Origin of the sequence: Methylacidimicrobium tartarophylax (genome assembly GCF_902143375.2) — a bacterium.
Taxonomy (GTDB): domain Bacteria; phylum Verrucomicrobiota; class Verrucomicrobiia; order Methylacidiphilales; family Methylacidiphilaceae; genus Methylacidimicrobium; species Methylacidimicrobium tartarophylax.
Map to the genome: position 1 here is coordinate 71,826 of NZ_CABFVA020000012.1, position 20,758 is coordinate 92,583.

Annotated in this window: 15 protein-coding genes and 1 tRNA gene; 11 read left to right on the top strand and 5 right to left on the bottom strand. The window is 62.5% G+C overall.

All coding sequences use genetic code 11. From position 1 onward, the window contains the following. Positions 1 to 33: 33 nt before the first annotated feature. From ppsA to MAMT_RS01745, 3 genes are read left to right on the top strand one after another with little or no spacing between them, the layout of a single operon-like run. On the top strand, positions 34 to 2,484 hold the full coding sequence (gene ppsA / locus MAMT_RS01735) for a phosphoenolpyruvate synthase (protein ID WP_142659222.1): 2,451 nt from the start codon (positions 34 to 36) through the stop codon (positions 2,482 to 2,484). Beyond that, on the top strand, positions 2,485 to 5,274 hold the full coding sequence (locus MAMT_RS01740; protein ID WP_142659223.1) for a bifunctional acetate--CoA ligase family protein/GNAT family N-acetyltransferase: 2,790 nt from the start codon (positions 2,485 to 2,487) through the stop codon (positions 5,272 to 5,274). Beyond that, positions 5,271 to 5,798 carry a PepSY domain-containing protein gene (locus tag MAMT_RS01745; protein ID WP_142659224.1) on the top strand — a complete coding sequence of 176 codons (528 nt, stop codon included), beginning with the start codon at positions 5,271 to 5,273 and terminating at the stop codon, positions 5,796 to 5,798. The genes MAMT_RS01740 and MAMT_RS01745 overlap by 4 nt, the downstream gene beginning before the upstream one ends. Before the next feature lie 21 nt (positions 5,799 to 5,819). Here the strand turns inward: MAMT_RS01745 and MAMT_RS01750 are convergent. Continuing rightward, a tRNA-Val gene (locus MAMT_RS01750) sits at positions 5,820 to 5,891 on the bottom strand. A gap of 160 nt (positions 5,892 to 6,051) precedes the next feature. On the opposite strand from MAMT_RS01750, the gene MAMT_RS01755 reads away from it, so the two are divergent. Next, complete coding sequence (locus MAMT_RS01755) at positions 6,052 to 6,951, top strand: ParB/RepB/Spo0J family partition protein (protein ID WP_142659225.1); 900 nt, start codon at positions 6,052 to 6,054, stop codon at positions 6,949 to 6,951. On the opposite strand, the gene MAMT_RS01760 is transcribed toward MAMT_RS01755, so the two are convergent. After that, complete coding sequence (locus MAMT_RS01760) at positions 6,925 to 7,479, bottom strand: CAP domain-containing protein (RefSeq protein ID WP_142659226.1); 555 nt, start codon at positions 7,477 to 7,479, stop codon at positions 6,925 to 6,927. The genes MAMT_RS01755 and MAMT_RS01760 overlap by 27 nt on opposite strands. Before the next feature lie 78 nt (positions 7,480 to 7,557). On the opposite strand from MAMT_RS01760, the gene mutL reads away from it, so the two are divergent. Beyond that, the gene (gene mutL, locus MAMT_RS01765) at positions 7,558 to 9,345 is read left to right on the top strand and encodes a DNA mismatch repair endonuclease MutL (protein WP_178086848.1); all 1,788 of its coding nucleotides are present in this window, start codon (positions 7,558 to 7,560) and stop codon (positions 9,343 to 9,345) included. Positions 9,346 to 9,368: 23 nt separating this feature from the next. Here the strand turns inward: mutL and MAMT_RS01770 are convergent, their stop codons facing one another. Further along, positions 9,369 to 10,232, bottom strand: coding sequence for a L,D-transpeptidase (locus MAMT_RS01770; protein ID WP_142659228.1), 864 nt, complete (start codon positions 10,230 to 10,232; stop codon positions 9,369 to 9,371). A 5-nt stretch (positions 10,233 to 10,237) separates the two neighbouring features. Next, entirely contained in the window at positions 10,238 to 11,344 is a 1,107-nt protein-coding gene (gene ychF, locus MAMT_RS01775) for a redox-regulated ATPase YchF (RefSeq protein ID WP_142659229.1), read from the bottom strand. Between the two features lie 150 nt (positions 11,345 to 11,494). Here ychF and MAMT_RS01780 point away from each other — a divergent pair, with 150 nt between their 5' ends. Genes MAMT_RS01780 through MAMT_RS01800 form a run of 5 tightly spaced genes read left to right on the top strand, consistent with a single transcriptional unit; the run spans position 11,495 to position 18,140 of the window. Then, complete coding sequence (locus MAMT_RS01780) at positions 11,495 to 12,415, top strand: sugar nucleotide-binding protein (RefSeq protein WP_142659230.1); 921 nt, start codon at positions 11,495 to 11,497, stop codon at positions 12,413 to 12,415. A gap of 12 nt (positions 12,416 to 12,427) precedes the next feature. Beyond that, positions 12,428 to 13,507, top strand: coding sequence for a dTDP-glucose 4,6-dehydratase (gene rfbB, locus MAMT_RS01785; protein ID WP_142659231.1), 1,080 nt, complete (start codon positions 12,428 to 12,430; stop codon positions 13,505 to 13,507). 1 nt (position 13,508) lies between these two features. Beyond that, positions 13,509 to 14,411 carry a glucose-1-phosphate thymidylyltransferase RfbA gene (gene rfbA / locus MAMT_RS01790; RefSeq protein ID WP_142659232.1) on the top strand — a complete coding sequence of 301 codons (903 nt, stop codon included), beginning with the start codon at positions 13,509 to 13,511 and terminating at the stop codon, positions 14,409 to 14,411. Then, positions 14,411 to 15,604: a DegT/DnrJ/EryC1/StrS family aminotransferase gene (locus MAMT_RS01795; RefSeq protein ID WP_142659233.1), complete on the top strand. Its 1,194-nt coding sequence runs from the start codon at positions 14,411 to 14,413 to the stop codon at positions 15,602 to 15,604. The genes rfbA and MAMT_RS01795 overlap by 1 nt, the downstream gene beginning before the upstream one ends. 52 nt (positions 15,605 to 15,656) lie before the next feature. Then, positions 15,657 to 18,140: an LPS-assembly protein LptD gene (locus MAMT_RS01800; protein WP_142659234.1), complete on the top strand. Its 2,484-nt coding sequence runs from the start codon at positions 15,657 to 15,659 to the stop codon at positions 18,138 to 18,140. A 166-nt stretch (positions 18,141 to 18,306) separates the two neighbouring features. Here MAMT_RS01800 and MAMT_RS01805 read toward each other — a convergent pair whose 3' ends face one another. Further along, positions 18,307 to 19,356 (bottom strand): NAD(P)-dependent alcohol dehydrogenase, encoded by a 1,050-nt coding sequence (locus tag MAMT_RS01805; RefSeq protein WP_142659235.1) that lies wholly within the window; start codon positions 19,354 to 19,356, stop codon positions 18,307 to 18,309. A 273-nt stretch (positions 19,357 to 19,629) separates the two neighbouring features. On the opposite strand from MAMT_RS01805, the gene MAMT_RS01810 reads away from it, so the two are divergent. Next, entirely contained in the window at positions 19,630 to 20,670 is a 1,041-nt protein-coding gene (locus MAMT_RS01810; protein ID WP_142659236.1) for a hypothetical protein, read from the top strand. The last annotated feature ends 88 nt before the right edge of the window (positions 20,671 to 20,758 follow it).

Sequence of the window (20,758 nt, forward strand, 5' to 3'; positions counted from 1 at the left end):
TCGAACCGACCTTCTCACAGAAAGGAGATTCCCATGAAAACCGAACCGCTCACGCCCAAGGTGCCCGCGCCCTCCAAAGGTTCCTTCATTCGTTGGTTTGCCGACATCGGCATTGAAGACGTGCCGAGCGTCGGAGGAAAAAACGCATCGCTCGGCGAGATGGTTCGCGAACTCTCGTCCGAGGGCGTCAAGGTTCCCAACGGCTTTGCCACCACGGCGGAAGCTTACCGATCTTTCCTCCGGGAGGCGCAGTTGGACCAGAAGCTCGCCGACCTCCTCCGAGAGGTCAACAGCCGGAACCTGGACGATCTGCGCAAGCGGGCGAAACAGGCACGCCAGGCGATTCTTTCCGCCGACTTCCCCGCCGGGTTGGCCGAGGCGATCCGGGACGCCTACCGAAAGCTTGATGGGAACGGCGGCCAGCCGGCCGACGTTGCGGTCCGCAGCAGCGCGACGGCCGAAGACCTGCCGACGGCGAGCTTCGCGGGCCAGCAGGAGAGCTATCTGAACATTCAGGGAGAGGATCAACTGCTGGTCGCCTGCAAGCGCTGTTTCGCCTCCCTGTTCACCGACCGAGCGATCTCGTACCGGATCGACAAGGGATTCGACCATCTCAAGATCGCCCTTTCGATCGGGATCCAGAAAATGGTCCGCTCCGATCTGGCCGCATCCGGAATCATGTTCTCGATCGATACCGAGAGCGGCTTTTCCAACGCAGTGCTGATCAACGCCTCTTATGGACTCGGGGAGAACATCGTCCAGGGCGCGATCAACCCGGACGAGTACTATGTCTTCAAGCCGACCCTGCGGGACGGCTTCCGGCCGATCCTTCAAAAAACAATAGGATCCAAGGAGTTCAAGCTGGTTTACGATCTCGGCGGCTCCAAATTCGTCAAGAACGTGCCCGTTCCGCCGGAAGAGAGACGGCGATACGCGATCTCGGACGAAGAGATTTTGCAGCTCGCCCGTTGGGCCTGTGTGATCGAGGAGCACTACGGCAAGAAACGGGGACAGCCGACTCCGATGGATATGGAGTGGGCGAAGGACGGATTGACGGGGGAGCTCTTCATCCTGCAGGCGCGTCCGGAAACCGTTCAGTCGCAGAAGAATCGGAATGTCCTCGAGATCTACCGGCTGCAGGAGCAGGGCAAGCCGCTCGCTCGTGGCCGAAGCATCGGCGAAAAAGTGGCCAGCGGCGTCGCCCGGGTGATCCCGAGCGTTCAGCTTCTTCACGAATTTCGGGACGGAGAGATTCTCGTCACCGAGAAGACCGACCCCGACTGGGAACCGGTGATGAAGCGGGCCGGCGCGATTGTGACGAACCGGGGCGGGCGGACCTGTCATGCGGCCATTGTGAGCCGGGAACTCGGAGTTCCGGCAGTCGTGGGAACCGGAAACGCCACGGAGTTGGTGCGCAGCGGCGAGCCCGTGACCGTCTCCTGCGCCGAGGGAGAGGTGGGGACGGTGTACGAGGGGAAGCTCCCCTTTACGGTGGAGCGCCTCGACTTGCAGGAGCTGCCGCGGCCCAAGACCAAGATCCTCATGAACGTGGGCAATCCTGAGCAGGCGTTTTCCCTTTCCTTTATTCCGAACGACGGCGTCGGTCTTGCCCGGATGGAATTCATTCTGACGACTTATATCCGCGTTCATCCCATGGCGTTGATCCACTTCGATCAACTGGAGGATGCGGGGACGAAGGCCGAAATCGAGCGGCTGACGGCGGGCTACCAGGACAAGCGGGAATTTTTTATCGAAAAGCTCGCCCAGGGCATTTCGATGATCAGCGCCGCCTTCTACCCCAAGGACGTCATCTTTCGGCTCTCCGACTTCAAGACCAACGAATATGCCAATCTGATTGGAGGGAAGCAGTTCGAGCCGGTCGAGCGGAATCCGATGGTCGGTTTTCGGGGGGCATCCCGCTACTATAATCCCCGCTACCGGGAAGGCTTTGCACTCGAGTGTGCCGCCGCCAAGCGGGTTCGGGAAGGAATGGGGCTGACGAACCTCAAATTGATGGTGCCGGTCGTGCGGACGGTGGAGGAGGGTCGCCGGGTTCTCTCGGAGATGGAGAAGAACGGGCTGGTCCGAGGAGTGGGCGGGCTTGAGGTCTACATGATGTGCGAGATCCCCAGCAACGTGATCCTGGCCGAGGAGTTCGCCGAGATCTTCGACGGCTTTTCCATCGGCTCCAACGATCTCACCCAGCTCGTTCTCGGGGTGGATCGCGATTCGGAGATTGTCGCCCCGATCTTCGACGAGCGGAATGCCGCGGTGAAACGGATGATCGCGCAGGTGATCCATACGGCGAAGGCGAAGGGGCGCAAGATCGGCATTTGCGGTCAGGCGCCGAGCGATTACCCGGAATTTGCGGAGTTTCTCGTCGAGGAGGGCATCGACAGCATCTCCTTGAATCCCGATACGGTGATCAAGACGACACTCCTCATTCTCAAGAAGGAGAAGGAGCTTCCGAAGGGGCGAGGCTAAATGGATGCCGCGGGCGCAGATCTTCCGGCGGAGAGGCTGGCTGCGGATCTCTCCACGGGCATCTACGGGTTGGGCGCGTTTCTCCCGCCGAGACGCGTGGCGGTGATCGGGGCGAGCGAGCGGCCGGGAAGTGTCGGCCGTGCGGTACTCGAAAATCTTTCGGCAGGTCCGGCGAGCGTCTTTCCCATCAATCCTCGGCATCGCCAGGTGCTCGGCATGCCCGCTCACGCCAGCGTCAGCGAGCTTGTCCCCGCTCCGGACCTTGCCGTGATCGCTACTCCGGCGGCGACCGTCCCCGGAATCGTCGAGGAGTGCGCGCAAGCGGGGGTGAAGGCCGCCTTGATCCTCTCCGCCGGTTTCAAGGAGACAGGTCCGGCCGGAAAATTGCTCGAAGAGCGGATCGTCGCAACCGCCCGCGCGAAGGGATTGCGCGTGATCGGTCCGAACTGCTTGGGCCTGATGCTCCCGCACGCTGGTTTCAACGCCACCTTTGCCTCGCGGATGGCTCTGCCGGGAAGCATCGCCTTCTTGAGCCAAAGCGGTGCGATCGGGACCGCAATCCTCGATTGGAGCCTTCGGGAGAAGATTGGCTTCAGCTCTTTCTTTACCCTTGGCTCGATGGCGGACGTCGATTGGGGCGATATCCTCTTTTTTTTGATGGAGGACCCGAGAACCCGCAGCATCGTCCTCTACATGGAGTCGATCGGCGATCCGGCTTCGTTTCTTTCGGCCGCCCGCGCGATCGGCTCGCAGAAGCCGGTGGTCGTTCTCAAGGTGGGTAGGACGAAGGCGGCAGCTCGGGCGGCCCTCTCGCATACGGGGTCGCTTGCCGGGAGCGACGAAGCGCTCGAGGCGGCCTTCCAACGGGTGGGCGTGATTCGCGCAGAGACGGTCGAAGAGCTCTTTTCCCTGGCCGAGGCGTTGGGCGGAAACGCCCGGCCCGCCGGCCCCCGCCTCTCCATCCTAACCAATGCCGGAGGTGCCGGCGTTCTGGCGACCGATGCCCTGCTTCTTTCCGGAGGCGAACTCGCCCCCCTCTCCGAAGAAACCCGGCAGGAGCTCGACCGGATCCTGCCTCCGAGCTGGAGCCACAATAATCCGGTGGATCTCCTCGGGGACGCCGACGCCGATCGCTACCGGAAAGCGGCGGAGCTACTCAAAAAGGAGCCGCAAAGCGACGGCATGCTCGTCCTCCTCTGTCCGCAGGCGATGACGGAGCCGACGCGGACTGCGGAGCGCCTCTGCGAAGCGGTGAAAGACTACGGGAAGCCCGTCCTTGCCGCTTGGATGGGTGGGGAGGCGGTGGAGGAAGGGATCGCCGTCTTCCATCGGGCCGGAATCCCCTGCTTTTCCTATCCGGAGGCTCCCGCGAGGGCCTTTGCGCTCATCTGGCAACAGCAGCGCAACCTGGAGCTCCTTTACGAGACTCCCCGCCTGCTGGTCGACCCCGAGACGTTGGGCTCGGCGGTCGTCCGCTGCGAGGAGCTCCTCAACCGGGCGGACCGGGAGGATCGGATCCTGCTCGACGAATGGGAGTCGAAGGAGATTCTTCGAGCCTTTGGGATCCCGGTGGTTCCCACCCGCCAGGCGGCGACCGAGGAGGAAGCCGTAGCGGCAGCCCGGTCGCTCGGTTTCCCGGTAGCCGTGAAACTCCACTCCCACAAGCTCACCCACAAGAGCGACGTCGGGGGCGTGCGCCTAGAGATTGAGGGTGAGGAGGCGGTTCGCGTCGCCTTCCGGGAGATTCGTGCCGCCGCCATCGCCCATGCCGGAGCCGATGCTTTTCTCGGGGTGACGGTCCAGACGATGGTTGCCGAGAGAGGGATCGAGCTCCTCTTGGGCAGTGCCGTCGACGCCCAGCTTGGACCTCTTCTGGTCTTTGGAGCGGGAGGAATTTTTGTCGATCTGCTGGAGGATCGAGCGATGGGACTTCCCCCGCTCAACACCACGTCGGCGAGACGGATGATCGAGAGGACGCGGATCGCGCGCGCCCTGGGCGGGATGCGCGGCATCCCTCCGGTCGACCAGAAGGTTCTCGAAGAGATCCTGATTCGTTTCGGTGCGCTGGTTCTCGCCCTTCCCCGGATTCGAGAGATCGACATCAACCCGCTCCTTGCCTCCGGCGACGCACGGGTCAGGGCCCTCGATGCGCGAATGGTGCTCTCTCCCCGCGGCACGCTGGCGCAGGACCTCCCTCGCCCCGCGATCCGCCCCTATCCGGTCGAACAGATCGAAACGGTCCGGCTGGGCGACGGGACCTTTCTGCGCTTGCGGCCGATCCGGGGCGAGGATGAGCCGCAGATGATCGCGTTTCATCGGGAGCTTTCCGAGGAGAGCGTCTTTTCCCGCTATTTCGAGCATCTGAAACTGGAGCAGAGGATCGCGCATGGGCGGCTTGCGCGGATCTGCCTGGCGGACTACAACATCGAGACCGTGCTGGTGGCGGAGGTCCTTCCGCCCCATCCGGAGGCGGGACGGATCGTCGCCGTCGGCCGCTTGGAAAAGCTCCACGGCTTCTCGAGTGCCGAGTTCGCCCTTCTGGTGGCGGACCGGTGGCAGCAGAAGGGGATCGGTCGCCTCCTCCTGGAGCGGCTTGCGGCGATCGGCGAACGGGAGGGTCTGGAATGGATCGCCGGCAGGATCCGGCCTGAAAACGAGCGGATGAAACGGATCTGTCTTAGCCTGGGCTGCCGAATCCGGTTTCACGAGGAACTGGGGGAGGACGAAGCGATCCTTTCCTTGAGGGCGTCCAGCGCTCGGCAGTCGGCGGAGTCTCGGGGGAAACCATGAAAATCAGGGAGCAAGCAGGAGTGGTGGCGGGGATGATCGGAGTCCTGGCTGGCGTGGCACCGCTGCGGGCTGCCCAGAGCGATTTCGAGACCTGCTTGAAAACCGCCTTGGCCGAGAAGCCGGGAAAGGTCCGGGAGATGGAAATCGAGCGGGAGGAGCAGGGAGGGAAGATCTACAAGTTCGAGATCAAGGATCGGGGAGGAAAGGAGTGGAAGGTCCTCGTCAATGTCCGGACCGGGCGTCTGGTGGAAACCGAGGAAGAGGTGGGAAGAGGAAATCCGGCTTTCGAGAACGGAGCGAAGTTTTCCTCGGAGGAGGCCCGTCGGATCGCGCTCGAGAAGGTTCCCGGAAGAGTGAAGGAGGTGGAGCGGAAGCTCGCGGGAGAGGGGACCCCGGTTTACGAGGTGGAGATCGTTCCGAGAGGCGGAGGCGGGGAGCGGGAAGTGGATATCGATGCGCTAAGCGGCAAAGTACGCGAAATTCGGGAGGAACTCTACGAGATCGGCGAGCAGGAGGAGGATTAGCTTCTCTCTGGTTGCCCTTCCTGCGCGGTATAGGGATCGAACCTATGACCTCTCGCGTGTGAAGCGAGCGCTCTACCGCTAAGCTAACCGCGCTCTCTGCGTCTCTTTCTGATGCCATAGCTTCAGGGCTTCGGCAAGGCGGAAACGGAGCGCGCGCCATTCGGCGGTGCCGTTCGGCCACCTCTTCCCTTGCCAGGACGGACGTTCCGGCGCAAACTCGCGGCTTCGGGCTCGGGAGAGAGCGGCGGAGATTATGGCACAAAGAGGGCTTGGCCGTGGGCTGGACGTGCTTCTGGCGCGGAGCGGCATCGCGGCTCCGGAGCCGGATCGCGAGAGCGGAGAGCGCATCGAGCGCCTCCCGATCGACCGGTTGGTCAGCAGCCCTTATCAGCCGAGAAAGACCTTCACGGAAGAAGCCCTCGAAGAGTTGGCAGGCTCCATTCGGGAGCGAGGGATTCTTCAGCCGCTCATCGTCCGCCGGGCAGGGGAAAAGTACGAGATCATCGCGGGCGAACGGCGGTGGCGAGCGGCCAAGCGCACGGGGCTCTCCGAGGTGCCCGCAATCGTGCGCCCCGCGAGCGACCAAGAGATGCTCGAGCTCGCACTGATCGAAAATCTCCAGCGCAGCGATCTTCCGATTCTGGAGGAGGCCCGGGGGTACGCTCTTCTTCAGGAAAGATTCTCTCTGACCCAGGAGGCGATCTCCCAAAAGGTGGGGAAGGATCGGAGTACGGTTGCCAATGCGCTTCGGCTGCTTTCCTTGGAAAACGAGGTTCAGGAACTCTTGGCGAGCGGCCAGCTCGCGGGTGGCCACGGCAAGGCGATCCTCGGCCTGGCGGCCCCGGCGGATCGGCTTCGGGCCGCGCGCCAGATCGCCCGGCAGGGATTGAGCGTTCGGCAGGCGGAGGCGCTGGTCGAGAAGATCCGACGGGAGAAGAGTGGCGAGTCGGCTCGTCCCAGCCGGAGACGGGAAGGGGTTGCGGCTTGGCGGGAGTTGGAAAGAAGGCTTCGGGAGCGGCTCGGCACGCGCGTGCGGGTCTGCGGCAAGGCGGAACGTGGAAGGATCGAAATCAGCTATGTCTCGGCGGAGCAGTTGGATCGGCTGCTCCGTTCCCTGGGTCTGGTCTCACCCTCCTCGACGTGGAAAGGGTAGCTTTTGCCATAGCTCTTCCCAGCTCTTCTGCCGTTTGCCTCCGGCACCGTTGAAGACGACGTAGGCCGCTCCGTTGGCTCCTACCGCCCTTCCGAGTCCCGCAAACCGGATGAGCGGATTCAGAAGGTTCTTCCTGTGGAGCGGGCTCCGCCCCCAATCCGTGAGAACCCTTTCCGGGGTTAAGGGCTCCAAGCCGTAGTAGATGTTTTCGTTGATCGTCTCCCAGCCTCCCTCTTCCAGGAGAGAGGAGAGGGAGTCGTCCGACCGATGTCGCAGACGCTGCTGCGCCGCAAGCCGAGTGGCCCACTCCTGGCTGGCGGTTTGCAGACGCGGATCGGCTTCCAGGGGCGGAAGATCATGATGCTCCCGAAGCCGGTTGATCCGGGCCAGCAGTTCTTGGCGGAAGGCGGGAAGATCGGAAGAGGAAACCGCGGCGGGGGCGCCCGGAGGCAGGAGCACGAAAAGCGCGGATGCCGCGAGCAGGAGCGGGCGACCGGGCCGAGGGAGAACCGGTCGCCGATTGGTCATGCTGCGGAAGAGAAAACAAAAAAAATCGATTCGCACAAGCCCGGCGTCAGAGCGAAGCTGACGGCTAGCAGGCAAACGATGGCAAGGAAAATTCGCGTTCTGCCGGAGGCGCTCGCTTCTCAGATTGCTGCCGGAGAGGTGGTCGAACGGCCGGCTTCGGTGGTCAAGGAGCTCCTGGAAAACTCTCTGGACGCCGGTGCCACGGAAATCGATCTGCTCACCCAGGGTGGCGGCGCCGCCTTGATCCAAGTCGCCGACAACGGCTGCGGCATGGGAAAAGAGGATGCGCTTCTCTGTCTGGAGCGCTATGCGACGAGCAAGCTGGAACGTTTCGAGGATTTGAGCCGGCTGCGGTCCTACGGCTTCCGGGGCGAGGCCATTCCGACGATCGCTTCGGTCAGCTCGTTTCTTCTCCAGACTCGAGAAGAGGGTGAATCCGTGGGGACCGAGGTGGCGGTCGAGGCCGGAAAGCTGCTTTCGGTTCGGGAGATCGGGAGGGATCGGGGCACGACCATTCGGGTCCGGTCCCTGTTTGCGCGGCTCCCGGCGCGCCGACGCTTCCTTCGCTCCCCTCTGCGAGAGCAGGCGCAGTTGCAGCGGCAGATCGTGCTTGCCGCGATCGCACAGCCCTCCACCGCGTTTCGCTTCCGGCACGGCAGCCGAGGCGAGGGAACGGTCTGGCCGTCGGCGGAGTCCAGGGAAGATCGATTGGCCGCCATCTTCGGCGGCGACTGGATCGAGTCGCTCTTGCCGCTCCAATGGAGCCGTGCGGGTCTCTCTCTCTGCGGCTTCCTGAGCCGTCCGGGCGTAGGGCGGCCGAGTCGGGAGGAGCAGTTTTTCTTCGTCAACCGCAGGCCGGTGGAAAGCCGGATGATCGCGGCGGCCCTGCAAGAGGGGTACCGCCACTCGCTCTTGCGGGGCCTCTACCCCACGGCCGTGCTCTCGCTGGAAATCGATCCGGCCCGGATCGATCCCAATGTCCACCCGGCGAAGCGGGAGATTCGCTTCCGCGAAGAACGAGAGGTTTGGAGCTTTCTGGTCGAAGCCGTCGGGCAGAGCCTGGGGAGAGGTCCTGCGGTCTCGTTGCCTGAGCCCGCTTTCCCTCGTCGGGTGGCGGAGCACGCCGGAGACGGCTACCGGTCGGAGAGCCCAACGGCTGCCTCCGAGCCGCAAAGGGTCGAAGCCGCCTTCGCGTTGGCAGTGGAGGGCGAGCCGACTCTCCTGGTCAAAGCCGATTCGGGGGAGCGTGCGGAACGTCCGGGGATGGGGGGCCGTCTGATCGGTGTCCTGAATTCGCTCTACCTGCTGGTCGAGACGGGCGGGGGACTCGTTCTGGTCGACCAGCACGCGGCCCACGAACGGATTCTCTTTGAAAGGCTCTTATCGAGTTGGGAACTCCAGGGGAGCGAGAGGCAGCCTCTTCTCCAGCCGGTGCTCGTCACACTGCCGGCCCGCGATGCCGCGGCGTTGGCCGAAGAGCTTCCGGCTCTGTACCGGCTGGGCCTGGAGCTGGGCGAACTGGGCGGGGGAGCGTTCGCGGTGGAGGCGGTTCCGGCCCGGCTGGTCTCTCTGGATCTGGTCTCTTTCTTGCAAAGGCTGGCCGCCGATCTCACCGAGCGAAAGGGAAGTTGCGCGATCGGGAGAGCGGAAGCGGAGATGCTGGCCGGGATCGTCTGCCGGCGGGCGGTCAAGGCTCATGACCGGCTTTCCCCGGCAGAAATGGGACGGCTCCTGGAAGATCTTTTCGCCTGCCGGAATCCCGACACCTGTCCGCATGGCCGGCCGACGTGGATCGAGTGTTCTTTCGGAGAGCTGCAACGCCGGTTTGGGAGAGCCGGATCCCCCGGCGGCTGCGATTTTCCCTGAATCCCGGCTCCGCGAGGAACCGCTTACTCGACGATCGACACCGGAGTTCCGTCCTGAACGGACTCAAAGATCTCGGAAGCGAAGCTCTTCGGCATGCGGATGCAGCCGTGGGATGCGGCATATCCGGGAAGGTAGCCGCCGTGAAGTCCAACACCATCCGAAGTGATCCGCAGGAAGTGGGGCATTTCGGCGGCTTCGTAATGCGTGCCCGGAGGGGGGGGCTGCCCGATGATGGCGTTGGCGTCGACGATCCGGCCCGTTGCGTTGTCGACAAAGCAGCCGTACCGGTTCGACAGATGGTTGCGGTCCTTTTGAATGATGGTGAAGCGTCCCATGGGGGTCGGATGAGTGGCATTCCCGGTGCAGATCGGAGCGATGGCCGCAAGCTTCTTCCCTTGGTAGACGTAGAGCTTTTGCTGCCGCACATGGATCACCAGGGAGGTGATCTTTTGCGAGGGAACGAGTTGCGACCAGATGGCGGCAAGGACCCGGGGAGGCGTTTGCTGCGGCCGAACCGGGATCGCTGCGCGAACCGGCAATTCGGAGGAGGAGGTTGGTTTCGGATGCCCGCGCATCGCCTTCTCCTGTGCCTGGCGTTCCTTGTCCAAGCGCTTCCGCTCGCGCTCGGCGGCTTTCCGCATCTCTTTCTCCCGACGCGCCTTCTCCTTCTCGGCCTGCTTTTCCAACTTGCGCAGGGTCTCCGGATCGACGCCCTGCGAGGGCGGTGGGCTCCCCTCCTGCTGTGCGATCAGGACGCCACCCGGTAGGTCCGCCGCCGGGCGGAGCGGCAAAGCGGCGGGGGCGAGAGTCGGCAGCGCCTGTAAGGCTCCGGCCAAGACGACGACGTGGAGAGCCCGGCGCCGATGAGGAGCAAGAGGGACCGACATGGAGACTAGACGTTAAAGCGAAACTCGATCACGTCGCCGTCCGCAACGACATAGTCCTTGCCTTCGACGCGCAGCTTCCCCGCTTCCCGAAGCCGCGGGAAGGAGCCGAACCGATCCATCTCTTCGAAGGAGGCGCATTCCGCCGCAATAAACCCTCGCTCGAAGTCGGTGTGAATCACCCCGGCGGCCTGGGGGGCCCGGTCTCCCGCGCGAATCGTCCAGGCCCTTGTCTCTTTCTCCCCGGTGGTGAAATAGGTACGCAGGCCAAGCAAGCGATAGGTCGCCCGGATCAGGCCGTCGACGCCGCTTTCGGCCACGCCGAGAGTCTGCAGGTAGGATTGCCGCTCTTCCGGGAGGAGGTTGGGGAGCTCGGCCTCTAGTTGGGATGAGAGAACGACGAGCTCGGAATCGCTCCGGCCTTCGAGCAACTGAGCGACCCCCTGGACGAGCGGATTCTGGATGCCCTGGCAAAGCTCCTCTTCCGCCACATTGCACGCGTAGAGAGCGGGTTTCATCGTGAGCAGGTGGAAGGGCCGCAGAGCTTCTTTTTCCTCGGCCGTCCACCCTACGGAGAAGAGCGGGGCACCTCGGTTGAGGATCTCCGTTGCTTTTTCCATCCACCCGCTCAGAAGTGAGGAGCGGGCGTCGGCGCGGGACTGCGGCCCTTTTCGGTTCTTCTCCCGCTGCCGTTCCAGGGTGGCCAGATCGGCAAGGGCCAGTTCGGTGTGAATGATTTCGATGTCCCGCACCGGGTCGACCGAGCCTGCCACATGGTGAACCTCGGCGCCCGTGAAGCAACGCACCAGGTGGATGACGGCATCCACTTCCCGGATATGGGCGAGGAACTGGTTTCCGAGGCCCTCCCCTTGGCTGGCTCCCGCCACGAGTCCGGCGATATCGACGAGTTCGATCGCTGCCGGAATCCGTCGTTGCGAGCGGGAGAGTTCGGCGAGCCGGACCAGCCGAGGGTCCGGAACCTCAACAACGCCGACGTTGGGGGTAATGGTGCAAAACGGGTAGTTTGCCGCTTCCGCCTTGTGACTCCTCGTGAGGGCGTTAAAGAGTGTGCTCTTCCCCACGTTGGGTAGTCCGACGATGCCCGCGCGCAGCATAACGTTTTCTCTTCTAGGAGATAAGGGATTTTTCCAGAGGAAGCAATTCCTTCCTTGAGCGATGGTTGCTTGCGTGAACGCTCCCTCTTCGAGAGAATGGGCAGCCCAAAAGGCGTTTCGACATAGGAGATGGGAAGAACAGGAGAGAGGATGGCTTCGGAAAAGATTGTCCTATTCGGTGGATCGGGATATGTGGGAAGTGCCTTCCAGCGACTTCTCCGCCGCCGTGGAATCCCTTATGTGGCGCCTTCCCGGAAAGAAGTCAACCTCCTTGAGCCCGGTTCCCTGGCCCGCTTTCTGGGAGAGAACAAGCCGAGCTTTCTCATCAATGCGGCCGGATATACGGGCCGCCCGAACGTCGATGCGTGCGAGGACCACAGGACCGAATGTCTCCTGGGAAATGCGGTGCTTCCCGGGGTCTTGGCGGGCGTCTGCGCGGAGCTTGAGCTACCCTGGGGGCACGTTTCGTCCGGCTGCCTCTACACGGGCGACCGAGGTCCCGGGCCAAGGGGAGAGCGCCTCGGTTTCCGGGAGGAAGATCCGCCCAACTTCTGCTTTCGGACCAACAACAGCAGCTTCTATAGCGGAACCAAGGCGCTCGGGGAAGAGATCCTGGCGGATGCCGGCGGTTGTTATCTCTGGAGGCTTCGCATCCCCTTTAATGAGGTCGACTCCCCCAAGAATTACCTGACCAAGCTTTTGCGCTACGAACGCCTGCTGGATGCCCGGAACTCCCTCTCGCAGCTCGACGAGTTCGCTCGAGCGGCATTCGAATGCTGGGAGCGGCGCGTCCCGTTCGGGATCTACAATGTCGTCAATCCGGGGTCGGTGACCACGCGCGAAGTCATCGAGCTCCTGGAGCGTTCCCCCTTCGGCGGGCGGCTGATCGAGTCGGGGAAGCGCTTTGCCTTTTTCCCGGGAGAGGAAGCCTTTCGGAAGGTGGCGCGCGCCCCGCGCTCCAATTGCGTTCTCGACAGCTCCAAGCTCCAAGGCGTGGGAATCCACCTCGAAGAGGTTCACGAAGCGGTGGAGAGAGCGTGGAATCAGTGGCATCCAGAGGCGGCGGCATAGCGGAGAAAGGCGATGGAGCAGACGGGGCGTTGGCTGATCACGGGAGGTGCGGGATTCATCGGATCGAACTTCCTCCATCTTCTGTTTGCCGAAGGGCCGCGACCGGAGAAGGCGGTCACCCTCGACAAGCTCGCCTATGCAGGAAGAAGGGAGAATCTCGTCGGGTTGCCCAATGGGGAGACTCACCAGTTCGTGCAAGGCGAGATCGGGGACCAGCCGCTCGTGGGCCGTCTCTTGCGGGAGAACCGGATCGAAGGGGTCATTCATTTTGCGGCGGAAACCCACGTCGATCGCTCGATCGAGAGCGCGCAGCCCTTTGTCGAAACCAACGTGGTGGGATCCTGGCGGCTTCTCGAATCCGCGTGGGGCTATTGGCGGGAACTCCCGGGAGAGGAAAAGGAGCGATTCCGGTTCCTCCACGTCTCCACCGACGAGGTCTATGGATCGCTCGGGGCCGGGGAAGATCCGACGCCGGAGGGAGCCCCTTATGACCCCTCGAGCCCGTACGCCGCTTCGAAAGCGGCATCGGATCATTTCGTACGCGCCTACGCCAGGACCTTCGGCTTTCCCGCCCTCGTGACCCACTGCTCGAACAACTACGGGCCCAGGCAGTTCCCGGAGAAGATGATTCCGCTCATGATCCTGAATCTCCTGGAGGAAAAGCCGCTGCCGATCTACGGTGACGGCAGCAACCGGCGGGATTGGATCTACGTGGAGGATCACTGCCGGGCTCTGCGCGAGGTGCTCCTCCGAGGACGCCCGGGGGAGACCTACCATATCGGTAGTGGTGCCGGCTGCTCGAATCGGGAACTGGTGGAACGGCTCTGCGATCTGATGGGCGAGCTCAGGCCTCTCCCCCCGGGACGGTCCTACCGCGAGCGGATCGCCTACGTAGCCGACCGGCCGGGGCACGACTTCCGCTATGCGGTCGACTCCAGCAAGATCCGGCACGAGTTGGGCTGGAAGCCGCGGGAGACGTTGGAGGACGGCCTGCTCCGGACCATTGCCTGGTATCGGGAGAATCGAGAGTGGTGCGAGGCGATTCGGCAGGACGGTTTTGCACGGGAGCGGCTTGGACTTCTTCGAGGCTGATATGGGAGAACGACGAGGCATCGTTCTGGCGGGCGGATTGGGGACGCGCCTTTATCCGGCGACCCTATCGGTGAGCAAGCAGCTTTTGACGGTCTACGACAAGCCGATGATCCATTATGCCCTCTCGGTTCTCTTGCTCGCCGACATCCGGGAAATTTTGATCATCTCGACTCCGCACGATCGTCCGCTCTTCGAGCGCCTTCTAGGCGACGGGAGCGCGTTCGGCCTCCGCTTCTCCTACGCGGAGCAGCCCCGCCCGGAAGGTCTGGCGCAGGCCTTCGTGATCGGGGAGGATTTTCTGGCGGGAAGGCCCTCCTGCCTCGTGCTCGGAGACAACCTTCTCTACGGGCAGAGCCTGAGTCGGACTCTCGGCCGCATCTCCGCGGTTGCCGAGGGGGCGACGATCTTTGCCTATCGGGTCTCCGACCCCACGGCTTATGGCGTCGTCGAATTCGATGGGAGCGGACGGGTGCTTTCGCTCGAGGAAAAACCCAAACGGCCCAAGTCGGCTTACGCGATTCCCGGCCTCTACTTCTACGACGGGAGGGCTCCCGCGTTTGCCCGCGCCCTTGTTCCTTCCGCTCGGGGGGAGCTGGAGATCACGGATCTGAATCGCCGCTATCTCGCAGAAGGAACGCTTCGGGTGGAGACCCTCGGCCGCGGGATCGCCTGGCTCGACACGGGAACCCATGATGCTCTTGCGGACGCGGGCGCCTTCGTTCGGGCGATCGAGCATCGGCAAGGTTTGAAGATCGCCTGCTTGGAGGAAATCGCCTGGAGCAAGGGATGGATTGACCGAGAAGCCGTTCTTGCGCAGGCTCGGCGCATGGGCAAATCGGCTTACGGAGACTATCTGCGAAACCTCGTCGAGGAGGACGATCGCCGGTCCGCGGAGCTTTCCTGATGAGAAGAATCCCCCTGCTCGATTTTGGCCGGATCCCCGCCGAGGAAAGAGGTCGGCTGGAGGATGCCTTCGGGCGCGTGCTGAAAAGCGGACAATTCATCCTGGGCGCGGAAGTTGCCGCTTTCGAGAAGGAGTGTGCGGAGTTCCTTGGCGTTGCCCATGCGATCGGGGTTTCTTCCGGAACCGATGCCCTGCTGCTTTCGCTGGAATCCTTGGAGATCGGCCCCGGCGATGAGGTGATCTGCCCCTCCTACACCTTCTTTGCCACGGCAGGTTCGATTGCGCGGACCGGGGCGAAGCCGATCTTTGCCGACTCCTGTCCCGGCTGCTGGAATCTCGCTCCGCAGGAGGTCAGAAGGAAGCTCACCGCGAAGACGCGGGCCATCATCCCGGTCCATCTTTTCGGCCAGCCGGCGGCGATGAAGAACCTGCTTGCGGTGGGACAGGAGGCGGGGCTTGCGGTGATCGAGGATGCCGCACAAGCCTTCGGGGCGAGTTCCGATGGCCGAAAGGTGGGCGGAAGGGGGCTCCTGGGCTGTTTCTCTTTTTTCCCCACCAAGAACTTAGGGGCCTTGGGGGATGCGGGGCTGATCGCCACGCAGGATGGAGCACTGGCCGAAAGGATTCGGGCGCTCCGCGTTCATGGTTCCCGCGTCAAGTATCGGCATGAGTGGATTGGAGGGAATTTTCGAATCGATGCGCTCCAAGCGGCCTTCCTTCGGGCCCGGTTGCCGAGCGTCGAGGCCGGTCTGGAGATGCGCCGGCGCAATGCCGCGCTCTACGAGGAGGCATTCCTGGCGAGCGGCATTGCCGCCCTCTCTCCGGAGACGTGCCGCTGCCAGGGCGAGGAGAGGGTGACGCCGAAGTTCACAAGTCAACTCCTTTTGCCACGCAACAGTAGGGGCGAGCATACCTGGAACCAGTATGTGATTCGCTACCCGACCGATCGGGATGGCTTGCGTCGATTCCTCTCGGAGGAGGGCGTGCAAACCGAGGTCTATTATCCTCTGCCCCTGCACCAGCAGCCTTGCTTTCTTGACAGGGGTGGCGCAGCGGGCGAGTTTCCGGTTGCTGAGCGCCTTGCCCGTGAAACGCTGGCGCTCCCGATCTTTCCCGGCTTGTCGTCCGGCGAGATCGAGCGGGTCGTCGACCTCATCGTTCGCTTCGCCTCGCAAAAGGGGAAAGAGGCATAGGAGTGGTGGGGCTGCCCCCGGTTGGAAGCTCCGCGGGGAGGGAAGAGGAAATATGGCATCCAGGAGAGCCGGAAGGCGAGGAACCGCACCCGAGGGAGGGGCCGATCTTCCCTCCTTTCCCCGGCGGGGGGTTCGCCTCTACACACTCCTACCACTCCTTTTCGCTCTCGTCTTCCTGGCCTGGGCCGGAGCCCCCCCCTCTTCCGCGTCTCCTCCTGCCTCCGGCGATCCTGGGGCTTCCCCCGGCCAGCAGCCGGTCGAAATCAATGCGCAGGAGACGCACTTCGTCGGGGGAATCGCGACGGCGGAAGGGAACGCGGTCGTCCGATACGGAGAGGTCACTCTGTACGCCGATCGGGTCAGCTTCGACAACCGCACGCGCAACGTCTTCGCCGATGGAAACGTTCGTGTCTACACGGGCGAAAAGATCTTTCGGGCCGCCCACATGGTCTACAACCTCGATACCAAGGCGATCACGGCCAACGATTGGGGAATGGTCGATCTCCCCATCCTGGTATCGGGGGAAAAGCTGACGACGCCGGAAACCGACCATTACCATGTCGACCGGGGCATGGCCACCGTCGAAAATCGAGAGAAGCCCGGGCTTCAGGTAAGGGCCCATACGATGGATATCTATCCAGGGGATCGCCTGCTCATGCGAAACGTCACGATCTACATCAGTCATATCCCCGTTCTCTGGCTTCCCGCGATGAGTCAATCCCTCGACGGCGATTCGAACACGCTTATGGTGATTCCAGGGGATCGCTCTTATTGGGGATATTATTTGCTGATTGTCTATAACTGGAAATTCAACCCGCAGCTCAAAGCCTCGTTCCAGCTCAATTACTATTCGGATCGCGGGATCGCGTTGGGAAGCCTCTTCCAATACAGGCCGAGCGAGGATGGTTACGGTAATCTGCGCCTTTTCGGCCTGCCGTACGACCAAGGCTATCTGCTCAACTACTCCTCGCTCAAACGCTACGACGTGGGTCCCGAGCGCTTCATGGCCAGCCTGCAGCAGCGCTATCCCCTGACTCAGGAGCTCACGCTGACGACGGACCTCAACTATTGGACCGATCCCTACATTACCGAGGATTTTTACTACAACACCTACATGTCCAATCGCCAACCGAACAACGTGGCCTGGCTGAACTACTACCACCCCGGGTTCACGATCGATCTCCTGGTCCAGGATAACTTGATGGATTTCTTCAACGGCTTGAATCGGCTGCCGGAGCTCGACTTCGAAACGAATCGCGCCAAGATCTTCCATAGTCCGATCGCCTATGAAAGCCGCACGAGCGTCGTCAACTTCGAGCAGCAGTTCTCCAACCTCAATCCGCTGACGGGCAATCTATTCGGGCTCTACTACCCCTGGTTTCCCCTCAATCGCTTCTATCAGCAGAATGGGATGGGCAACGCCTACATGCTGAGCAACTATGGGGGTTGGCGCTGGGATACGCTCCAGCAGCTCTCCTATCCCCGGGAATATTTTCACTGGCTTTCGCTCACGCCGCGGCTCGGCGTCGAGGGAACCTACTGGTCGGATCAGAACGTCTACGGCAATGCGTTCAATGCCCCCATGCCGCTGATGATGAACCAGTCGAATCTGACCTTCGATCGTGGGCTCTTGATCGCGGGGCTGGACGCCTCCTTCAAGCTGGCGAAGACGTGGAACGACGTGGACATCGAAGCACTGGGAATCCACGGGCTGCGGCATGTGATTCAGCCCTTCGCCACATTCCAGTACATCCCGAACCCTTATGGAAACCCGTACAACATTCTTGGTTTTGACAGCCTCATGCCGACCATCACGCCTTCCCTCATCAATCCCATCGACTATCCCTCGGTCGATTCCTTCTTCGGAATGACCTACTTGCGTGCGGGGGCGACCCAGCGGCTACAGACCCAGCGCAACGGCCAGAACTACGACTTGATGGAGCTGACCCTCTTTACGGACGCCAACTGGGATCGGAAGTACAACACGCTTCTCATGCCGACGACCGACACGGTGAACGAGATCTACGGGACGTTCGATTTCAAGCCTGTGCCCTGGGTGATGTTCCACACCGATCTGGCGCTGCCGACCTACGACGAGGGATTTACCAATATCAACAACAGCTTGAGCTGGCAGTTCCATCGTTCGGATACGCTGACCCTGGGCTATCAATATTTGAATAATGTGACGATTCCGAGCAGCTTCTTCCCGGTTCCCCAGATCGCGTCGGGCTACCTTCCCCAAAACAACATGCTGCCGGTCGTCGCGCAGATTTCGCCGACCGTCCAGAGCATGGCCTACGTATCGGACTTTTGGCGAATCAGCGAGCACTGGCAGGTGAGCGGGACGCTCATGTATATGAGCCAAACCAACTCCGTCCCGGTGAAGATGTTCTCGATTTACCGGGATATGCAGGATTTCATCGTCTCGTTCAACTTCCAGGATTTCAGCTATCCGGGAGCCGCTTCGATCATCAACTACTATTTGGCCGTCACCCTGAAAGCCTTTCCCTCAATGAAAGTAGGTTATGGCCAATAGGTGTCAGGTCCCGGATGATTGCGTACTGTTTTTTGAAAGAGCTGCGGATGGGATTGTTGCCATGTTTTGAGGGCCTCAAGTGTGCGCGCGCTCTTCTCGCGCCAGTCCCGCTTCTCCTTGGCTTCCGCCCACTCACCGGGCTTTGGAACTTTGTGAGATCTGCAGGCTAAAACGAGATGAGCGGCTTGAGGACGCCATCGAGCTTTTTGGCCATGATCTCGAACGCGCGCTCGATCTCCTCGAAGGGAAAACAGTGGGTCGTCAGCTGCGTGGGATCGAGCCGTCCGCTTTGCAAGACCCGGAGAAGCCGCTCCATCCGCAGGCGGCCGCCGGGGCAGAGCCCGGTGCGGATCGTCTTCTCCGCCATGCCAAGCCCCCAAGCGTCGCGGGGAATGTGGACGAACTCGCCGGATCCATGGTAGCCGGCATTCGAAATGGTTCCGCCCGGCTTGGTGACCCGGACGGCGTTTTGAAAAGCGGTATCCATCCCGACCGCCTCGATCGCACCATCCACTCCTTCGCCACCGGTGATCTCCAGGATCCGAGCCACCGGGTCATCTCGGCTCATGTCGACGACGATATCCGCCCCATAGTGCTTCGCCAGCTCGAGGCGTTTCGGCACGGAATCGACTCCGATCACAAGGCCCGCCCCGCGCAGCCGGGCTCCGGCCACGGCCATGAGCCCTACCGGCCCAAGGGCGAAGACCGCAACGGTCCCCCCAATCGGGAGGTCGGCGTTTTCGGCTCCCATGAAGCCCGTGCTCATCATGTCGGCGCAATAGACCGCCTTTTCGTCGCTGACTCCATCCGGGATGTGAGCCAGATTCCCGTCGGCGTCATTGACATGAAAATATTCTGCAAAGACCCCGTCTTTCACGTTGGAGAACTTCCAACCGCCGAGCGCACCGCCGGACTGGGAAGAATGTCCCGCCTGTGCCGCGCGGTCGCTCCAGTCCGGAGTGATGGCGCCGGCCAGGACCCGCTCGCCCGGGCGGAACTCCTTGACCAGGATTCCCACCTCCTGAACGACCCCGACCGCCTCATGGCCCAGGGTCAAATCCTGTCGCGGGCCGATGGCGCCATGAAGGGTATGAACGTCCGAGGTGCAGATCAAGGCGGCCGTGGTGCGGATCACTGCGTCCAACGGTCCCGGCTTCGGGATCGGCTTGTCCAGGAAACCGACTTCGCCGATCTTGCGCATGACGAATGCTTTCACGAGAAGCCTCCGGTTTCGGGGTTCGCGGGCCGGTCGCCCGGGACCGGAATGGATGCTAGCAATTCTGCGCAAGCGGTGTCAATCCACCCTATTACCCGGGCCGATCTCCGTGCTCGTCTTCGCTCGGCGGGTGGAAATTGGGCTTGCGGGAACGGTTTCCAAGGGAAGAGACTTCGCAATCGCAGGGTCTGGTGCCGGGCTGGTGTGCGGGCTGACGGAATGATTTCCTTTCCCCAGGAACGCTCTCGCCTTCTTTTCCGTGGGCGGCAAACGATGTCTGCGCTCGCAAGATCCTTGCGGCGGTTCCTGGTTGTCGCAACCGTGATCGGCTCTCTTTGGGCGGCGCAGGAGGCGAAGGCGGAAGAACCGGCCCCGGCTCCCGAAAGGCGGGTCGTGCGTTTCGGGGATCTCCCCGACCTTGAGAAGAAGGAGGGACCCCATCCGAAGGGTGTTTGGGTTTACGGGCGGTTTACCGCTCGTACCGCGCTTTCCGGGGGAGTCTTTCTCGCCTCGGTAAACGAAGGGATCAACTTGCCGGATTGGGAAGAAAACTTCAGCATCGTCAATAACCCCGGAGATTTCGTTTTTCGGCGGGTCGTTTTTCGAGCCAGGCTGCCTCTGCCGGAGATCCGCAGAGGGACTAAGTTCGCTATTCCCAGGGATCGGCCCGCCAAGCTCATCGAGGTTGCTCGAGTGGACGGAGTCATTGCTCGCCTTGTGCTCGAGAGCGCGCCGACGATCGAGTCCCAGGACGGGGCGGGCCGAGCGGCAGCTCGGCCACAGAGCCCAAGGGAAGGGAGCGGCGCCGGGGGCTATCCGCCCCGGAGAATCGTCCCTTTCCGGGAGCTCGGCTCGATTGCCAAGACCGAAGGAGTCCACTCGGAAAATCTCTGGACCTGGGGAAAATTCAGCGCGCGCTCGAACCTGCGCGAGGGGATCGTCTCGGCGACGCCGGCGGGGATGGAAACCCGGCGCGGGCTTGAAACAGCGATCACCGGCGCGGCGACGTTCTATTTGCCGTACTTGGCGTACTTCGTGCTCGGCGCGGAGGAACCGGTTCACCGGATCATTTTCCGTGTGTACCAACCGAGAATGATCCGAAACGGCGACTTGATCGAGGTTACGAAAGAAAGTCCGGCCCGCGTAAAGCGGATTTTCACTGCCGGAGGAATCCTCGTCTGGCTCGATCTCGATCCCCCGGTGCCGGCCGCGATCCCGCTCGAATTGGGTGAATCGGGGAATGGCGGACGCGAAGCCGCTCCGCCTGCTACTCCGCCCGGGCCGGCTTCCGCCGAGCGAGTATCGGTGGAATGACCCCGGGGATCGGCCCCTCCCCTCGCGAAGAGGGCGGCGAGGTCGAACGGGTCGACTTCCCAGCCTGACCTTGTCGAGGGCTAGGCTC

What these genes read in the sequence shown, in the direction of transcription:
- MAMT_RS01770 (WP_142659228.1), bottom strand. Translation starts at nt 10,232, where the DNA reads ATGTCGGTCCCTCTTGCTCCTCATCGGCGCCGGGCTCTCCACGTCGTC.
- ppsA (WP_142659222.1), top strand. Translation starts at nt 34, where the DNA reads ATGAAAACCGAACCGCTCACGCCCAAGGTGCCCGCGCCCTCCAAAGGT.
- MAMT_RS01810 (WP_142659236.1), top strand. Translation starts at nt 19,630, where the DNA reads ATGTCTGCGCTCGCAAGATCCTTGCGGCGGTTCCTGGTTGTCGCAACC.
- MAMT_RS01800 (WP_142659234.1), top strand. Translation starts at nt 15,657, where the DNA reads ATGGCATCCAGGAGAGCCGGAAGGCGAGGAACCGCACCCGAGGGAGGG.
- MAMT_RS01745 (WP_142659224.1), top strand. Translation starts at nt 5,271, where the DNA reads ATGAAAATCAGGGAGCAAGCAGGAGTGGTGGCGGGGATGATCGGAGTC.
- mutL (WP_178086848.1), top strand. Translation starts at nt 7,558, where the DNA reads ATGGCAAGGAAAATTCGCGTTCTGCCGGAGGCGCTCGCTTCTCAGATT.
- MAMT_RS01740 (WP_142659223.1), top strand. Translation starts at nt 2,485, where the DNA reads ATGGATGCCGCGGGCGCAGATCTTCCGGCGGAGAGGCTGGCTGCGGAT.
- rfbA (WP_142659232.1), top strand. Translation starts at nt 13,509, where the DNA reads ATGGGAGAACGACGAGGCATCGTTCTGGCGGGCGGATTGGGGACGCGC.
- MAMT_RS01780 (WP_142659230.1), top strand. Translation starts at nt 11,495, where the DNA reads ATGGCTTCGGAAAAGATTGTCCTATTCGGTGGATCGGGATATGTGGGA.
- rfbB (WP_142659231.1), top strand. Translation starts at nt 12,428, where the DNA reads ATGGAGCAGACGGGGCGTTGGCTGATCACGGGAGGTGCGGGATTCATC.
- MAMT_RS01760 (WP_142659226.1), bottom strand. Translation starts at nt 7,479, where the DNA reads ATGACCAATCGGCGACCGGTTCTCCCTCGGCCCGGTCGCCCGCTCCTG.
- MAMT_RS01755 (WP_142659225.1), top strand. Translation starts at nt 6,052, where the DNA reads ATGGCACAAAGAGGGCTTGGCCGTGGGCTGGACGTGCTTCTGGCGCGG.
- MAMT_RS01795 (WP_142659233.1), top strand. Translation starts at nt 14,411, where the DNA reads ATGAGAAGAATCCCCCTGCTCGATTTTGGCCGGATCCCCGCCGAGGAA.
- ychF (WP_142659229.1), bottom strand. Translation starts at nt 11,344, where the DNA reads ATGCTGCGCGCGGGCATCGTCGGACTACCCAACGTGGGGAAGAGCACA.